Source organism: Bacillota bacterium, assembly GCA_030019365.1.
Lineage (GTDB): Bacteria > Bacillota > Sulfobacillia > JACIYH01 > JACIYH01 > JACIYH01.
On sequence record JASEFA010000005.1, the window covers coordinates 105,804 to 121,819 of the forward strand.

The 16,016-nt window shown below is 68.3% G+C and carries 12 protein-coding genes and 1 pseudogene; 9 read left to right on the forward strand and 4 right to left on the reverse strand.

The window, feature by feature from the left end:
* Nucleotides 1-6: 6 nt before the first annotated feature.
* From QME70_09305 to QME70_09335, 7 genes are all read left to right on the forward strand, one after another.
* Nucleotides 7-1,578 (forward strand): ABC transporter substrate-binding protein, encoded by a 1,572-nt coding sequence (locus tag QME70_09305; protein MDI6894785.1) that lies wholly within the window; start codon nt 7-9, stop codon nt 1,576-1,578.
* A 7-nt stretch (nt 1,579-1,585) separates the two neighbouring features.
* Nucleotides 1,586-2,527 (forward strand): ABC transporter permease, encoded by a 942-nt coding sequence (locus QME70_09310; GenBank protein MDI6894786.1) that lies wholly within the window; start codon nt 1,586-1,588, stop codon nt 2,525-2,527.
* Nucleotides 2,528-2,541: 14 nt separating this feature from the next.
* Nucleotides 2,542-3,369: an ABC transporter permease gene (locus QME70_09315; protein ID MDI6894787.1), complete on the forward strand. Its 828-nt coding sequence runs from the start codon at nt 2,542-2,544 to the stop codon at nt 3,367-3,369.
* A 125-nt stretch (nt 3,370-3,494) separates the two neighbouring features.
* Complete coding sequence (locus QME70_09320) at nt 3,495-4,457, forward strand: MoxR family ATPase (protein ID MDI6894788.1); 963 nt, start codon at nt 3,495-3,497, stop codon at nt 4,455-4,457.
* Nucleotides 4,458-4,475: 18 nt separating this feature from the next.
* Nucleotides 4,476-5,705 (forward strand): DUF58 domain-containing protein, encoded by a 1,230-nt coding sequence (locus tag QME70_09325; GenBank protein ID MDI6894789.1) that lies wholly within the window; start codon nt 4,476-4,478, stop codon nt 5,703-5,705.
* A 26-nt stretch (nt 5,706-5,731) separates the two neighbouring features.
* The gene (locus tag QME70_09330) at nt 5,732-8,089 is read left to right on the forward strand and encodes a transglutaminase domain-containing protein (protein MDI6894790.1); all 2,358 of its coding nucleotides are present in this window, start codon (nt 5,732-5,734) and stop codon (nt 8,087-8,089) included.
* Nucleotides 8,090-8,372: 283 nt separating this feature from the next.
* Complete coding sequence (locus tag QME70_09335; protein MDI6894791.1) at nt 8,373-8,864, forward strand: YkvA family protein; 492 nt, start codon at nt 8,373-8,375, stop codon at nt 8,862-8,864.
* On the opposite strand, the pseudogene QME70_09340 reads toward QME70_09335, so the two are convergent.
* The 4 genes and pseudogenes from QME70_09340 to QME70_09355 form a co-directional block, all read right to left on the reverse strand.
* A pseudogene (locus QME70_09340) lies at nt 8,818-8,970 on the reverse strand (LuxR C-terminal-related transcriptional regulator). The gene QME70_09335 and the pseudogene QME70_09340 sit on opposite strands and share 47 nt — an antisense overlap.
* Before the next feature lie 590 nt (nt 8,971-9,560).
* A complete protein-coding gene (otsB, locus tag QME70_09345; GenBank protein ID MDI6894792.1) occupies nt 9,561-10,469 on the reverse strand; it encodes a trehalose-phosphatase in 909 nt (302 codons plus the stop codon).
* A 94-nt stretch (nt 10,470-10,563) separates the two neighbouring features.
* Nucleotides 10,564-12,216: a trehalose-6-phosphate synthase gene (locus QME70_09350; protein MDI6894793.1), complete on the reverse strand. Its 1,653-nt coding sequence runs from the start codon at nt 12,214-12,216 to the stop codon at nt 10,564-10,566.
* Between the two features lie 126 nt (nt 12,217-12,342).
* Nucleotides 12,343-13,467, reverse strand: a complete 1,125-nt coding sequence (locus tag QME70_09355; protein ID MDI6894794.1) for a PRK06851 family protein — start codon at nt 13,465-13,467, stop codon at nt 12,343-12,345.
* Nucleotides 13,468-13,651: 184 nt separating this feature from the next.
* On the opposite strand from QME70_09355, the gene QME70_09360 reads away from it, so the two are divergent.
* Entirely contained in the window at nt 13,652-14,482 is an 831-nt protein-coding gene (locus QME70_09360) for a DEAD/DEAH box helicase (GenBank protein ID MDI6894795.1), read from the forward strand.
* Nucleotides 14,479-15,906: an RNA helicase gene (locus tag QME70_09365; protein MDI6894796.1), complete on the forward strand. Its 1,428-nt coding sequence runs from the start codon at nt 14,479-14,481 to the stop codon at nt 15,904-15,906. The genes QME70_09360 and QME70_09365 overlap by 4 nt, the downstream gene beginning before the upstream one ends.
* Nucleotides 15,907-16,016 lie beyond the last annotated feature (110 nt).

Genomic DNA, 16,016 nt, shown 5'->3' on the forward strand with positions numbered 1-16,016 from the left:
GAGGACGTGAAAAGACGGCTACTCGGCCTGATGGGGGTGACCATGGTGGTGCTCCTGCTGGCGGGGTGCGCGGGCGGCAAGCAGCCGGCCGAGCAGCAGAAGCCCACCCAGGAGTTCGTCATCGCCAACGTCACCGACGTGGTGCAGTTCGATCCCGTGAAGATCGGGGATGCTCCTTCCAGCTTCGTGGCGTCGTTCATCTACGAGCAGCTGGTAAGGCGGGAGTTCGACGGCAAGTTCGTCCCCTCCCTGGCGGAGAAGTGGGATGTGTCCCCGGACGGGACGGTTTGGACCTTCCACCTGCGCAAGGGTGTGAAGTTCCACGATGGCTCGGATTTCAATGCCGACGTGGTGATCTGGCACTTCCAGAGGGCCATGGGCGAGGGATCCAACTTCAAGAAGCAGTTCTCCACCATCAAGGAGATGAAAGCTCCTGACGCCTACACCGTGCAGTTCACGCTGAGCGGTCCCAACGCCGCCTTCCTGGACGTCGTGGTCACCACCAACGGCGGCTATATCCCCAGCAAGAAGGCCTTCGAGACCCTGGGGGACAAGTTCGCCCGCGAGCCGGTCGGTACGGGTCCCTTCAAGTATCAGGAGTGGGTGCCCGGCCAGCGCTTCGTCATGGTGGCCAACGACGGGTACTGGGGTGGCCGGCCCAGGCTGGACCGGGTGGTGGTGCGCGTGATCCCGGAGGCCAACACCCAGGTGGTGGAGCTGGAGACCGGAGGTGTCCACTACATCAGCCGGGCTCCCAAGCAGGACCTGGAGCGGCTGAGCAAGAACCCGGCGGTGAAGATCCACTCCGGCCCCGGCTACATGATCCGGTACCTGTCGTTCAACACCCGCGCCAAGCCCCTGGATGACATTCGGGTGCGCAAGGCCATCAACCATGCCCTGGATGTGACCACGGTGGTCAAGACCCTGGGAGTGCCCATGTGCACCCCGGCCGATTCCATAGTTCCGCTGGCCAGCTGGGCTTACCCGGGGTCGGACAAGCTTACCCACTACCCCTATGACCCGGAGAAGGCGAAGCAGTTTCTGGCCGAGGCCGGATGGAAGCCCGGGGCGGACGGCGTCCTGCGCAAGGGCGGCCAGCCCCTCAAGCTGACCATCGACTCGCCCGATGGGCGCTACTTCATGGACAAAGAGATGTGCGAGGCCTTCAAGAACCAGCTGGCCAAGGTGGGTATCCAGGCCGAGATCAAGGTCATGGAGTGGGGGGCCTTCCTCGAGGAGGTGCGGGGAGGCAAGTACCAGGTGGCCTTCCTGGGATGGAACCAGTCATCGGGCGAACCCTCCCTGTTCTTTGATCCCCTGGTGAAAACGGGAGGACGGGGCAACTACGGCGGCTTCTCCAACGCCGAGCTGGATCGGCTCCTGGACCAGGGGCTGGCCACCACCGATCAACCCAGGCGCACGGAGATCTACGTGAAAGCGGCCCAGATCGTCAACGATCAGGCCTGGTTCGTCTTCCTGTCCAACGAGAGCGAAATGGTGATCACGTCCGCCAGGGTCAAGGGGTACCGCTGGAGCGTGCCCAGGGAGGACTTCACCCAGATCACCATCGAGAAGTGAACGGGTAGTGCACGCTTACGCTCTCCGCAAGCTGATGCTCGCCGTTCCCGTGTTGCTGGGGGTGTCGGTGCTGGTCTTCCTGATCGTGCACCTCACCCCTGGCGACCCGGCCCGCCTGCTGGCGGGACCGGAGGCCTACGAAGAGGACATCCAGGCGATCCGCGTGCGGCTGGGACTGGACCAGCCGCTGCCGGTGCAGTACGGGCGGTTCCTGAAGGGTGTGGTGGAGGGCGACCTGGGCACTTCCTTCCGCTCCGGCCGCCCCGTGGCCGAGGAGATCTGGACCCGTTTCCCCTACACCGTGGAGCTGGCCAGCGTGAGCCTGGTCCTGGCCATCGCCGCGGGCGTGCTGGTGGGGGTGTTCTCGGCAGCCCGCCAGAACTCGGCGTGGGACGCCGGTACCATGGGGGCGGCCCTGATGGGGATTTCTGTGCCGACGTTCTGGCTGGGGTTGCTCCTCATGCTCCTTTTCTCGTACTACCTGGGCTGGCTGCCTGCCTCCGGCCGGGGAGGGCCCTTGTGGACGCCGGCCGGGCTGGAATCGATCCTGATGCCGGCCATTGCCCTGGGCAGTCCGTCGGGAGCCGTGATCGCCCGCCTGACCCGCTCCAGCCTGCTCGAGGTGCTGTCCCAGGATTACGTGCGCACGGCGCGGGCCAAGGGCCTGCCGGAGCGGGTGGTGCTGTACCGGCACGCCCTCAAGAACGCCCTGATTCCTGTGGTGACGGTGGCAGGGCTGCGCCTGGGGGCGCTGCTGGGCGGGGCGGTGATCACGGAGCAGGTGTTCGCCTGGCCGGGGGTGGGGACCCTGGTGGTCAACGCCATCAACGCCCGCGACTACCCGGTCGTGCAGGGGACCGTGCTACTCATGGCCACCGTGTTCGTACTGCTGAATCTCACCGTGGACCTGGTGTACGGGCTCATCGATCCCCGCATCAGGTTCGACTGACGGAGGTCTGGGGCTTGGCGTTTGTGCGACGACTGCTGCGCTCCAAGCAGGCCATCACGGGAGGCGGGCTGGTGCTGGCCCTGATCCTAGTGGCGGTGCTGGCGCCCCTGCTGGCGCCGGAAGGGTACGACGCTCAGGACATGGGGAAGAGCCTGCTGGCGCCCCTCCCCGGATATCCCTTTGGGACGGACATGTTCGGACGCAGCCTGCTGTCGCGCATCATATGGGGATCGCGGGTGTCCCTGCAGATAGGGGTGCTGGCCATGACCATCAGCCTGGCGGTGGGGGCCACCCTGGGACTGGTATCGGGGTACTACGCCGGCACTCTGGACCGCGTCCTGATGGGCTTGATGGACGTCCTGCTGGCCTTCCCCGGCATCCTGCTGGCCCTGGCCGTGGTGGCTGCCCTGGGGCCCGGCCTGTACAACGTGATGGTGGCGGTGGGCATCCAGGGCGTCCCCCAGTTTGCCCGTCTCATCCGGGGAGCCACCCTGTCTCTACGGGAAAAGGAGTTCATTGAGGCGGTCAGGGCAGCGGGCGCCCGGGATCTGCGCATCATGAGGCGACACGTGGTCCCCAATGTGGTGGCACCCGTGCTCATCCTGGCCTCCCTGGAGATCGGGTCGGCCATACTGTCGGCCGCGGGCCTGAGCTTCCTGGGCCTGGGGGCCCAGCCTCCCCTTCCCGACTGGGGGGCCATGATCAGCCAGGGGCGCAACCTGCTCCGGAGCGCCTGGTGGGTGGGGGTGTTCCCCGGCCTGGCCATCCTTCTGACCGTCCTGGGGTTCAACCTGCTGGGGGACGGGATGCGGGACGTGCTCGACCCCCGGCTCCGCCTCTGATCCGCCCTGCTCCGCGGGTCGGCCCGTGATCCGCCCGCGCCACAGGGCGGCCCGTGATCCGCGCTGCTGGCTGCGGCCCCGAGCGGCATGCGGGAGTGGCTCTTCTTTGCAGCGGTGGGGGTTTGATGTATGATGGGCGTGCAATGGATCTTGCCGGGTGGGCACGCCGCGTAGAAGATAATGTGGCCCGCGTCATCGTGGGGAAGCGGGAGGCCATACGCAGCATCATCATCGCCCTCCTGTGCCGGGGGCATGTCCTCATCGAGGACGTGCCCGGGCTGGGTAAGACCACCCTGGTGCGGGCCCTGGCTCGCTCCCTGGGCTGCGAGTTCCGGCGCATCCAGTTCACTCCCGATCTCCTGCCCGCCGACATCACCGGGACCAGCGTTTTCGACCAGGGCCGGGGCGACTTCGTGTTCCGCCCCGGTCCCCTGATGGGACAGATCATCCTGGCCGACGAGATCAACCGCGCTTCCCCCAAGACCCAGTCCAGCCTGCTGGAGGCCATGGAAGAACGCCAGGTGACGGTGGATGGGGTCAGCCACCGCCTGCCGGAGCCCTTTATGGTGCTGGCCACCCAGAATCCCATCGAGTACGAGGGCACGTTCCCGCTGCCGGAAGCCCAGCTGGACCGCTTCCTGCTGCGCATCCAGCTGGGATATCCCGGCCTCTCGGAAGAGGTATCCATTCTGGACCGGTTTGCGGTCGGGCATCCTCTGGAGGGCCTGGAACCCGTGACCTCCGTAGGCGAGGTGCTGGCTGCCCGGGAACGGCTGGCCTCCGTGTACGTGGACGATTCCATCAAGGATTACATAGCCCGGCTGGCCCGGCGCAGCCGCGAGATGCCGGAGGTGTACCTGGGCGCTAGCCCCAGGGCTTCCCTGGCCCTGTTCCGCACCGGCCGGGCCCTGGCGGCCGCCTCGGGGCGGGAGTACGTCCTTCCCGACGACATAAAGCAGATGGCTCGCCCGGTGCTGACCCACCGCCTCATCCTGCGGCCGGAGGCTCGCCTGGACGGGACCACACCCCAGGATGTGGTGGACCGGCTGCTGGCGCAGGTTCCCGTCCCCCTTCCCCGGCCGGCCTGATGTCCTCATCGGGGGGTGATGCTTGCGCGCGGACTGGCGGACCGCAGGATCATCTACCTGCTGGTGGTTAGCGCGGGCCTGGCGGTCTTCGTGGGGGGGAAACCCTTCGCGCTGCTGGCGAACACCTCATTGCTCCTCCTGGGACTGACCTGGCTCTGGGTGCGGCTGTCCGTGGGGAATCTGAGTGTGTATCTGGAGCCGGAGCGGCGGGTGCTGACTACGTCGGACCGGACCGTCCTGCGCCTGCGGCTGAACAATGAGGGATTCCTGCCCGTCCCCCTGACCGTGGTGAGGGGAACGGCGGATTGCCGTCCTTCCCTGGACGGTTCCTTTTGCGGGCGGGTCCCGGCTCTGGGAACTTCCAGCATGGCCCTCGGCCCTCTGCACCTGCCCCGGGGGACGTATCACCTGGGACCGGTAGAAATCGAGGTGCGCGATCCGCTCGGGATCTGGCGGGCGGAGACCACCGCCCGGGGCGATCGGGTCACCGTTTATCCCCGCGTGCTGCCCGTGGATTCGCCTCCGGTGGCGCCGGGGAGATCTTTCGGACGCATGCGCACCAGGCGTCCCAGCCAGGAGGACTTCTCCAACCTGGTGGAGGTGCGGGCCTTCCAGCCCGGGGACAATCCGCGCCTGATTGACTGGAAGGCCACCGCCCGCAGGGGTTCCTGGCAGGTACGGGTACTGGAAGAGGGTGCGGTGCCCGAAGTGTGGATCTTCCTTGATGCCAGCGAGGAAGCGCCCGTGGAAGTGGCTGCCTCCCTGGCCCGGTGGCTGCTCCTGGGAGGAGCCGCGGTGGGTCTCGTGGGGCAGGGGAATCCGCCCGTGGCGGTGATGCCGGGCCGGGGCGAGAGCAAGTGGCGTGAGATCATGCAGGGCCTGCTGCGGGTGCAGCGGGGCCCTCTCCCCCTGGGCGAGGTGCTGGGGGTCCGGCTGGGCTCGCTCCCCCGGGGATGCACCCTCCTGGCCATTACCCCCCGGCTGGATGGCGTCCTGTTCGACGGGTTGCTGCGGGCCCGCGGGCGGGGACTGGGCGCCTACCTGGTGCTGGCGGGCGAGAGCGAGAGCGGCGAGACCCAGGGTGATCAGGGGCGAGTGGCCTACCTGGGCGAGCGGGGCCTGGGCGTGCTCCGGGCCCATCTAGTGGGGGACCCCCTGCGCTGGCGCCTCACCCGCATCCGGCAGCCCTTGCGCCGGGAAGCTTATGCTCACGCGGGGGCGGCCGGCGCTGCCCGCGCAGGAGGGTGACGGTGCCCGTGGCCGGAGGTGCGCAGGTGGGTTTGCCGGCGGGCAGCGGTGGAAACAAGGGGCTGGTGGGCAGGGCAGTCGGGCGCGGGGCGCTGGCGGACGCCCTGGTGCTGGGGGTCGTGGGTTATGCGGCCCTGGTGGCCCTCACCCGTTCTCTGCTCCAGGCCATGGACTACCAGTATCACGGGGCCCTGGTGATGCTGGTTGCCGCCGGGCAGTGTCTGGTGGCGGTGGCCCTGGCCTTTTGGAGCCGGCAGACGGCCATCGGCCTGGGCGCACTGGTGGCGGTGCTCGCCCTCGAGAGTGCGCGCCCCGAGGTGCGGGCCTGGCTGGCCCGGGGGTGGGCGTGGGCGGAGGGCGGTCTGGCTGCCCTGCTGGAATGGGGTCGCGGTACCCCTCCCGTGCTGACGGCCGACCTGGCCTGGGCGGGGGCCATCCTGGCCCCGCTGGGGGTGGCGACCCTGGTCCTTGCCTCTTGCGCCCGGCGCCGTGACCCCTTCTGGCCCCTGGTGGCCGGGGGCCTGGTGCCCCTTCTGGAGTGGTTTTCCTTCTTCGATCGCGGCCTGGACTACCTGGGTCTGTACCTGGTGCTGGCCATGGCGTGGCTGGCCGCCTGGCGCAACGCCACGGCCGCCGGGCGGGAACGGGGTGCCGCTGGCGGGGAGGGGCCTGCCTCGCCCCCTCCACCTGCCTCGCCCCGGCGACCCGCCCCGCCCCTGCGGCCGAATCTCAGCGAGTCCCTCACCGGCCTGCGAGCGGCCGCCTGGGTGGCATTGCTGACGGCCCTCATCCTCGTACCGGCCCGGGGGCTGCCATCCTATCCGACGGTGTCTCCAGGCCGGGTGGTGGACTGGTTCCTTGACACCATACCGGGGCTGGGCCGGCTGCGAGGAGGGCTTGCCACCGGGCCGGTGGGGTTCAATCCCGACGCCGGCAACCTGGGAGGTCCGGTTTCAGCCGGCACGGGGGTGGCCATGGAAGTGCTGATCTCCCGGGCCGAGGTCCGGCCCGGGCCGGTGCTCCCCTATGCTCCCCACCAGCTCTACCTGCGGGGGACGGTGGAGCACGTGTATACCGGGCGGGGATGGCGGACCCGGCCCCACCGCTTCGCCTTTCCCACCGGTCCCCTGCAACTCAGGTGGTGGCAGCGACTCGGTGAACAGTTGTCGCCATTCTGGCTGGACGTGCAAATGGAGGTGAGGGCCCGGGATTTCCGGTATCCCTACCTGTTTTCGCCCTGGATACCCGTCGAGGTCGAGCAGAGTGGAGAGACTCTGGCCACTGGTGACATAGAGGTCACCTCGTCGCGCCGGGTGGATAGCTACATCGTCCGGGCCCGCGTGCCGCTGCACGCCCTGGACGAGCTATATCAGCGGGGGGAGGTGGACCCGGACAGGTGGCGGATGTACCTGGAACTGCCGCCTTCCGTCCCCCCCGAGGTCGAAGAGCTGGCCCGGCGGGTTACGGCTCCGGCAGGCAGCATCTACGAGAAGGCACTGGCGCTGGAGCAGTACCTGCGGAGGAACTATCCCTACGATACCGGGGCACCGCGTCCCGCCCGGGGCGAAGACTTCGTGGCCGATTTCCTCTTCGACCTCCGCCGGGGATACTGCGTCCATCACTCCACCGCCATGGCGGTGATGCTCCGCAGCCTGGGCATCCCCACGCGGTGGGTGCAGGGATTTGTCGTCGATCTGGAGTCCGGCACCTGGATCGAGGTGCCTGACGCGGCCGCCCACGCCTGGGTGGAGGTCTTCATTCCCGGATGCGGGTGGGTCACCTTCGACCCCACGCCCCGGTACGGTGTGCCCACGCGGGAGTACGTGCCTGCGCCCGTGAGCCCCGGCCCCGGTGCCGGGGTGCCCGGCCGGGCGGGTCCGGGTCCGGGCGGGTTTCCGGGTCGGCCGGAGCCTGCTCTGGAAGAACCGGGGGCCGCTTCCCCTTCTCCAGAGTTGCCCCGGCCGGCGGGCCTGCCGTGGGTGGCGGTGACCGCCGTGGTCGCGCTGGGCGGAGCGGGCGGGCGCATCCTCTACCGGCAGGCTTCCCTGCACCGTCAGCAGCGGTTGCGGGCGGGCGAGTCGGTGGGCGCTTTCGTCCTGCGCCAGTACCGACTCGTGGAGCAGTGCCTGGCCCTGCTGGGGCTGGTGAGGCGCTCCGGGCAGACGCCGCGGGAATTCCTGCGCGAATCGGGCCCTCACATGGAGGAGAGCGTGCGATCCGCCCTGGCCAGGCTCACCGCAGCAGTCGAAGAGGCCGCCTTCGCGCCCCCGGGTACCACGCCGCCGCGGTCATGGGAGGCGACGGCGGTGACGGACTGGGTGCGCCGGCGCATGGGGCGCTGGCGGTGGATACGCTGGCTTGCCCTGGGGCCGCCCCTGCCCTAGCCCGCCTGTCCTGGCGGGGGAGGCACTTCCTCGTGCGCAGCGGGGCGGGGCTGGGCATGGCGGTGATGAGCGCCCTCTAGCTCACCCTGGCCTTCCCGCCCTACAACCTGTGGCCGCTGATGGGCTGGCTGTGCCTCGCCGGCATGATGTTCTTCGCGGCCCTGGACGTGGCCACCAGCCGCCGCCCACCTCTCCGGCCGGCGGCACCCGATCGCCCCTGACACCCGCGAGTGTCCTGACCGGGGACCCCCGGGATATCCTACCGATGAAAAGGAGCTGGTCGATGACGCCCTGTAGCCACACCCACGACGTGAAACGGGTGCTGGCGCGGCTGCCCGCATACGCCCGCCTGGCCTGGGCCCTGTGGAGGGATGGCCGCCTGGGAAGAAGCCAGAAGGCTTTGCTGGCTCTGGCGGTCGGCTACAGCGTCTCGCCCGTGGATCTCATCCCCGGCTTCATCCCGGTGGTGGGCCAGATGGATGATTTCCTGGTGTTGCTGGCCGCCATCCGGCGTTCCCTGCGCCGTCTTCCCGCGCAGGAGCGGGAGCGGCTCCTGGCTGCGGTCGGTATCACCTCTGAGGACGTTGACGCTGACTACCTCCTCGTCCGGGCCGCGGTCCATTCTCTCATACGTCGCGCCGTGCGGCTGGGAGGGCGGACGGCAGGGACGGCGTTGCGAGCCTGTGTGCGAACGGGATATCGGGGCCTGAGCGCTCTTATGGACCGGTTTACTTCCCACGGGGGAACCGTTCGATCTCGGGGCCGGCGGGGATGAGCCCCCGCCGCCACGCGTATACGGCAGCCTGAGTGCGGTCGGCCAGGTGCAGCTTGGCCAGGATGTTGCTTACGTGGGTCTTGACCGTCTGCTCCCCGATGAACAGTTCACAAGCGGCCAAATTCTCGCCGCTCTCGTAGGAAATGGGTGGTGATTCTTTCGACACATGCCGGGTGTCAGGTGGCCTACCGCGACGTGGTGCTCCCCTGCCCGTGTGCCACCGTCACATAAGTCGTTGTTTTCCTGCGTTATGCAACCGGCTTGACTCAGGGAACTCCCCCGGACGTCTGCCGGGATACCGTTCTGGATAATCTTTCGCCACTTGCGCGCGCCGGGAGCGGCGAAAAAATCGCCGCTTGGCCTGCTCATCGGCGACGGTATGGGGTATGCGCAGATGACCCTGGCCTGCGTGGTCAGGGGAGGCGCATCACCCACGCTACCCCGGCCGCTTTCGCGGCGCACATAGAAAACCGCGACCTTGAGAACGAGATTGCCGTGCAGTTGCTGGATCACCGCGTGGACGTGCTGCTGGCTGCGCGGCATTATCCGCGACCCGCGGAGGATTTCGCAGCAGCTCGTGGAGGAAGTAGCGGGGCTGATTCGTAAACCGGGTGCGGGAGCAGCCTGGAGATCGTGGCAAGAGCGAACTGGGATGGGGCCGTCTGCGGACCAAATACGTGCCCAGGCTTCCGGAGATCACTGTCCCCACTGCCTGCCACCCGCCCGGGACGGGCCGGTAGCTGACAGCAGGCACGCGCACTCCTGCAGGAAGCGCGTCACCTCCTCAGGGCCCCTGAGCCGGTAGGCGGCCCCGGTGGGGCCGGGTCCCACCTTGATGGTGACGGCGCGACGACCCAGGGATTCGAAGGCATCCTCGTCGGTGAGGTCGTCCCCGATGTATACGGGAAGCACCCGCCCGCTCCATTCTCCACCGTAGGTTTTCTCCAGCAACCACCGTACGGCTTTGCCCTTGTCCCAGGGGAGCTGGGGGCGGAGTTCCAGCATCCAGTGACCGGGCTGGAGGCGGAGCGACGGGAACCTCGCCGCCACGTCTTGCACGGTGGCGATCACGTGCGGGCGCAAGTGGCGGGCGACCTGGCGGTAGTGTACGGCCACAGAGAGCCCCTTGTCCTCCAGCAGGCATCCCGGCACCGTCGCCAGATCCCGGCGCAGGGCGGCCAGTGCTGTTCTCACGGCGGGCACGGCCTCCTGGGCGCCGGCCGGGTACACCAGCTCCTCGGCGCCGGCCGGGCACGCCCGCCCATCCACGCCGGCCGGGTGCTCTCCGCGGTCCGGGCGGGGGGCAGGCCACCTGATTTCCAGGCCATGGACTCCCGCGTATCCGATGTCGGGCAGGCCCACCATGCCCAGGGCATCCTGTGCCCTGCGGCCGGTGACCACCCAGATGAGGCAGCGCGGGAGCGAACGGAGAGATTCCAGCACCCTGCGGGTGTCCCCGGGCAGGCGGGCCCGTTCGGGCGAAGGGGCAAGAGGAGCCAGAGTGCCGTCCAGGTCCTGGAACAGTGCCAGGTCGAGCCCGGCCGCCAGTGCTCCTCTGATGCGCCGCCAGCACTCGTCGCCGGGCGGGGTGCTACACCTTGCCATCAACCCGACACCTTCGTCGGCCGGGATGCGGATACAGGGGTTCGCGGGCGGCGTGGTACCACCGCGGGCGCCCGCCGCCGGCGCGGTATCACGGTCACGGGTGGCTCCTTCGGGGTCCCACCGACCAGCCCGAGGCGCACGGGGCGGCGAGCAAAGGGCGGTGTCCCCGATGGATTCGCAGCGGCCCCGCCGCAGGCAGCGAAGCGAGGGCGGCGAGGAAATCGGCTACCCAGCGGTAGATATTGTGTTCCCGCACGTAGTCCTGAAGTGCGGCCATACGCCGGCGCCGTTCCTCCGGCGGCATCTCCACGGCCGTGCGGATGGCAGCCGCGAACCCCACCGGGTCCAGGGGATTGATGGGCACCGCTTGCTCTAGCTCCCCGGCTGCCCCGGCCGTCCTGCTGAGCAGGAGCACGCCGTCGGGATGCGCGCGCGCGGCCACGAATTCCTTGGCCACCAGATTCATGCCGTCGTACACGGACGACACGATGGCGAAGTCCGCCAGCCGGTAGAGGCCGGCCAGGGTGGTGTGGCCCACCTTATGGTCGATAGAGTGCACGGGCTGCCAGCGCTCGGTGGCATGACGGGAGTTTACCTGCGCGACCGCCGCAAGCACCTCAGAGCGAAGCCGCCGGTAATCCGGTATGCCTGTACGGCTGGGTGCCACCACCTGGATGACGGTTACCCTTTCCCGGTAGTGGGGGTTATCGGCGAAGAAGCGATCGACGGCCGCCAGCCTTTCCAGGATGCCCTTGGTGTAGTCCAGCCTGTCGACCGCTACTCCCAGCACCAGGCGGGATGCGGATTCCGGTCCGGGCAGGTAAATGCCTGATGGGCGGGCCTGCAACTCCAGGCGGCGGAGGAGGCGGCGGGCGGCCATCAGGGCCTCCGGTGAGATGGCCAGTTGCGCGAAGGTGTCGAAGTCGATGCTGATGGGGAAGGCCCCCACCGCCACCGGTCTGTCGCGCCACACCACCTCGCCCACCCGCCAGGCCCGGGCGGATTCTTCCTGGTGCTCCTCGTACGTCACCCGGCACGTCCCCGCCAGCTCCCTCTCGCAGCACTCCAGAAATTGCCTGGCGTATTCGGGGGTCTGAAAGCCGACGAGGTCGCAACCCAGCAGGCCCTTGATGATCTGCGAGGCCTGGGGGCAGAAGCGGAAGGCGGCATGGGGCGGCCAGGGTATGTGCCAGAAGGAGGATATGAGGGTGCCGGGACGCCGGGCCCGCAGGAACAGCGGAACCAGGGCCAGCTGGTAATCGTGGACCCAGACCACGTCCGCTGGGTCGGCCATGTGTGCTGCTTCGCGGGCGAAGCGGAGGTTGACCCGGGCGTAGTCTTTCCAGAAGGACTCGCGGAGGTCAAGACGCTCGATGAGCAGGTGACAGAGGGGCCAGAGCACCCGGTTGGAAAACCCCTCGTAGTAGCCCCGAACCTGGCTGTTGCTCAGCCATACGCGCTTGAGTTGGTAGCGCGGGTCCTCGGGAGGGACCCAGGTAGTGCCTGCGGGTGCTACCACCCGGTCGGCATTACCGCTACCCCACGCCACCCACGTTCCCCCCAGGCCCTGCATCACCGGATCCAGCGCGGCGGTAAGGCCGCCCGCCGGGCGGTCTACCTTTATGGCCGCATCGTGCCTTACGTGCTGGTACGGCTCCCGGTTGGACACCACCACCAGGCTCCTGCCGGGCAGGACTCGTCGGAACAGGTTCTGGACCCGTTCTGCATTCCAGCGTTCCGACGCCATTGCCCACCTCCCGTGATTTGTTTCTCTGGTAATTGTCGCCCACGGGAAGCCGACTTGTCAAGCCTTGCCAGGAGTTGGGCATCGACGGCCCACACACCGGGCGGGAGTGACGGGCGGGCGGAGCGTCTACTCGGCGGCCAGGCCCACCTCGGCGGCGTAGCCCATGATTCGTTCCAGGGTGCGCTCGCGCACGCGGCTGATCTTCTCGAAGTCCATGCAGGGAACGTAGTAGGCCTCCATGAGGTCGTGGCTGGCCTTGGCGTTATGGATGCAGGCGATACCCTGGGCGAAGAGCTGACCGAACAGCCGCTCGGCGTCGTTCATGGCAGCCTGGTTGCGGGCCACGATCTTCTGGTCGAGGCATTCGTTCATTTCCACGATGATGTCCTCCGGAGCGGGCCGCCAGGTGTGGGGCTCGATGGACTTGGTGAGGGCGACGCCCAGGGCGGGGATCACCACGTGCTCCACCTTTTCGGGGTTGAGGGGGCAGTGGTAGAGCCCGGTGTCCAGGCCGCGCTCGAGGGCGGCGGTGGCGATCTTCTTGAGCAGGTACGACTTGCCCGTGCCCGGTTCTCCCTGAATTACGTACTTGCGGGGCATGGGCCCGATGATGGTGTCCACGTAGTTCATGAGGCCGTCGGGGGTGATGGCGGAGGCGAAGAGGTGGCGGTCGCGACCCAGCCTGGGAGCGATAGGCCGGGAGTTCAGGACCTCGTCGACGAGGGCGGCGGCCTTCTGGTTGGCCAGGGCGTAGTCCATGGCCTGGCGATTGAGGGTTTCCCAGTCGTCGTAGACCACCTGGGCGGCCTTGAGGAAGCGGTAGGCGCGGGCGAAGCATCGGCTCACTTCCGCGTTGGCCTCCATGATCTCCTTGCGGCGCGCCCGCAGGCCGTTTTCGTCCCAGTAGTCCCCCAGGTGGATGATTTCGTCGACGGCACCCGGCACCTTGGGGTCCACGACGTGGGGAGCGGTGCCGTCGATTAGCGCCACTTTGATGGCGGGGATGTACAGGCCGTCCAGGGAGTTGTTGTCCGACGAGCAGTGATGGAACTCGATGTCGATGCCCCGGCCCACCAGGGCTTCACCAATGCCCCGGATGAAGGTGGACTTTCCTACACCGGGGCCACCTTTGATGACGAATATGCGGGTGGCGTCGAGGGGCGCGATATAGTCGTAGAAGGAAAAGAATCCGACGGAAGTGTTTCCCCCCGGAAACACCCGCTTTATGTGGCCACGCTTCATTACCGCCATCTCCCTTCCCTGCGAACGGGGTTCGTTTGTGAGTGTGGGGTGATTGGGTTCCCCCGTCCCAGGCTATGGATGTGGTACCCCATCGGGTGCATGTCCTTCTGCCGCGTCCTTGCGCGCGGGGGGGACCCCGCGCTGGCCGGGGCTGAAGATGGCCGGGGCCGGGCCCGTGTGCTAAACTAGGGTCATGAGTGCAAGGCAGGACTTCAAACGAGGCCGGGGCCTGGGGCGGGTGGAATTCCCGCCGCCCCTGGCCCCCGGTCAGCTTGACGACTTCCAAAGGGAGGCCATTGACCACCTGCTGGCCGGGCAGGACGTGCTGGTATACGCGCCCACCGGGAGCGGAAAGACCCGCATCGCCGAGGAGTTTGCCGCCTGGCTCCTCGAGCGGGGGCGGGGGATGGGGTACACCGCTCCCTTGAAGGCCATATCCAATCAGAAGTTCCGGGATTTCGTGGAGCTGTTTGGCGAGCAACGCGTGGGCCTGCTGACTGGGGACATCTCCATCAACCCCGGGGCGCCCCTGCTGGTCATGACCACCGAGATTTTCCGCAACCGCTGTCTCACCGAGCCCGCCATGCTCTCGGGGATGGCCTGCGTCGTGCTGGACGAGATCCATTACCTGGGTGACGAGCAGAGGGGGACGGTGTGGGAAGAGAGTGTCATCTTCTGCCCGGACCACCTGGTGATCCTGGGGCTTTCGGCCACCGTCTCCAATGCGGGTGAGCTGGCGGAGTGGATGGGGGGAGTGCGCGCCCGCCCGGTACACGTGGTTTACGAGAGCAGGCGCCCGGTGCCGTTGGAGTTCCGCTGGATCCTGCCCGACGGACGGGTGGTGGAGGAGGCGAAGGCCCGCGACGCTGCCAGGTTGCTGGGCAGGGGCAGGGCACGCCGGCCGCGGCAGCCGGGGTGGGGCGGAATCCGGGAAGACCACGAAGAGCTCGAGCGCGGGGGCCGGGGCGCACGGGGCTGTCACAGGGGTGGCTCCTGGCCGGGGGAGGCAGAAGACCTGCTGTGAGCGAGAAGCGAGCGGCGCTAGCGGTGCCTCTGCGGAGCGACGCACCCGACCCGGGTGCGGTGCTGGAAGCCATCGCGACTGCGGGGGGGCATTTCCCCCTTTTGTATTTCGTCTTCAGCCGCCGGCAGACCGAGGAGATGGCGGAGCAGGTTGCGCAAAACTGGGATTTCCTTCTACCCGACGAGAAACGCCGGGTGGGGGCGGAGATCAAGGAGGCGCGCGATGCCTATCCGGGCCTCCTGAACCTGCCGGGGCGGCGCACCCTGCTGCGCGTGCTGGTCCAGGGCATCGCCTACCACCACGCCGGCCTGGCCCCGCAGCTCAAGTTGCTGGTAGAGAGGCTGTACTGTCAGGGTCTGGTGCGGGTGGTGTTCTGCACGGAGACCTTCGCGGCGGGGGTGAACTACCCCGCGGCTTCCGCCGTCTTCCACGCCTGCCGCAAGTGGGACGGGCGAGACTTCCGCATGCTGCGGGCGCGTGAGTTCTTTCAGATGGCGGGTAGGGCCGGGCGGCGCGGATACGACCCCGTGGGATGGGTGTACGTGCGCGTTCCCGCCCATCGCCCGGACGAGGCCGGTTTCTACCGGGAACAGGCGGTGGAGCCGGTGGAGAGCACCTTCACCGTGTCGCCGGCCACCGTGCTCAACATGTGGCAGTGGGGGGACGAGAGTCTGGTCGACCGCTTTCTGGAAAGGAGCCTGCTTTCGTTCCGGGCCCATCGCCAGATGGAGTCCGCCGGGCGGGAGATGGAAATGCTGAGGAATCAGCTCCGGGCCGGGCTCCTGCCGGGGAGGAAGGCGAAGGCCGCCCAGCGGCGCATCCGCCACCTGGGCCGGCGGGTGGAGGAGCTGACCGGGGTGGCCCGGGGCCCGCGGCGACAGTTCCAGGCCCTGGTGGACGTGCTGGGCAGGCTGGGTTACCTGGGGCGGGATGGTCTCCGTCCCCCGGGCCTGTTTGCCGCCCGGCTGCGCTACCAGGAGATCCTGGTCACCGAGATGGCTTTCCGGGGCCTGCTCACCGGGCCGCCTGCGGCAGAGGTGGCCGCCATCCTGGCCGGGGTGGACTACGAGCCCGGCCGCTACCCGGCCGTGGAACCCGTGCACCTCCGCGCGATGGCCGCGGTGCGCCGGCTGCAGGAGGTTCTGGTGCGCAGGGGGGTACCGCCCGATTTCTGCCGGTGGCACCCCGAGCCCTGCCTGCTGGCCTACCGCTGGTACCAGGGATGCTCCTTCGCCGACCTGCTCGGCCTCACCACCCTGCAGGAGGGCGACGTCATCTCCATCCTGCGCCGGGAAATTGACCTCTTGCGGCAGCTGGAGGACGCCGCGATTCCCGGCGGGGAGGAACCGGTGGGGCGGCTGAGGGAGAGGGTGAGCCACATCCGGGCTCGCCTGGATCGGGACGAGGTCGAGGCCATCGTCTGATGCGATGCGCGCGCCCCGACCCACGCTGGCATACTCCTCGTAGCGCTGGCGCGTGGTGTTGGGCAGGCCTGAGCCGGCAGGTGGCTTGACAATCGTGCCGTGAGGACTAA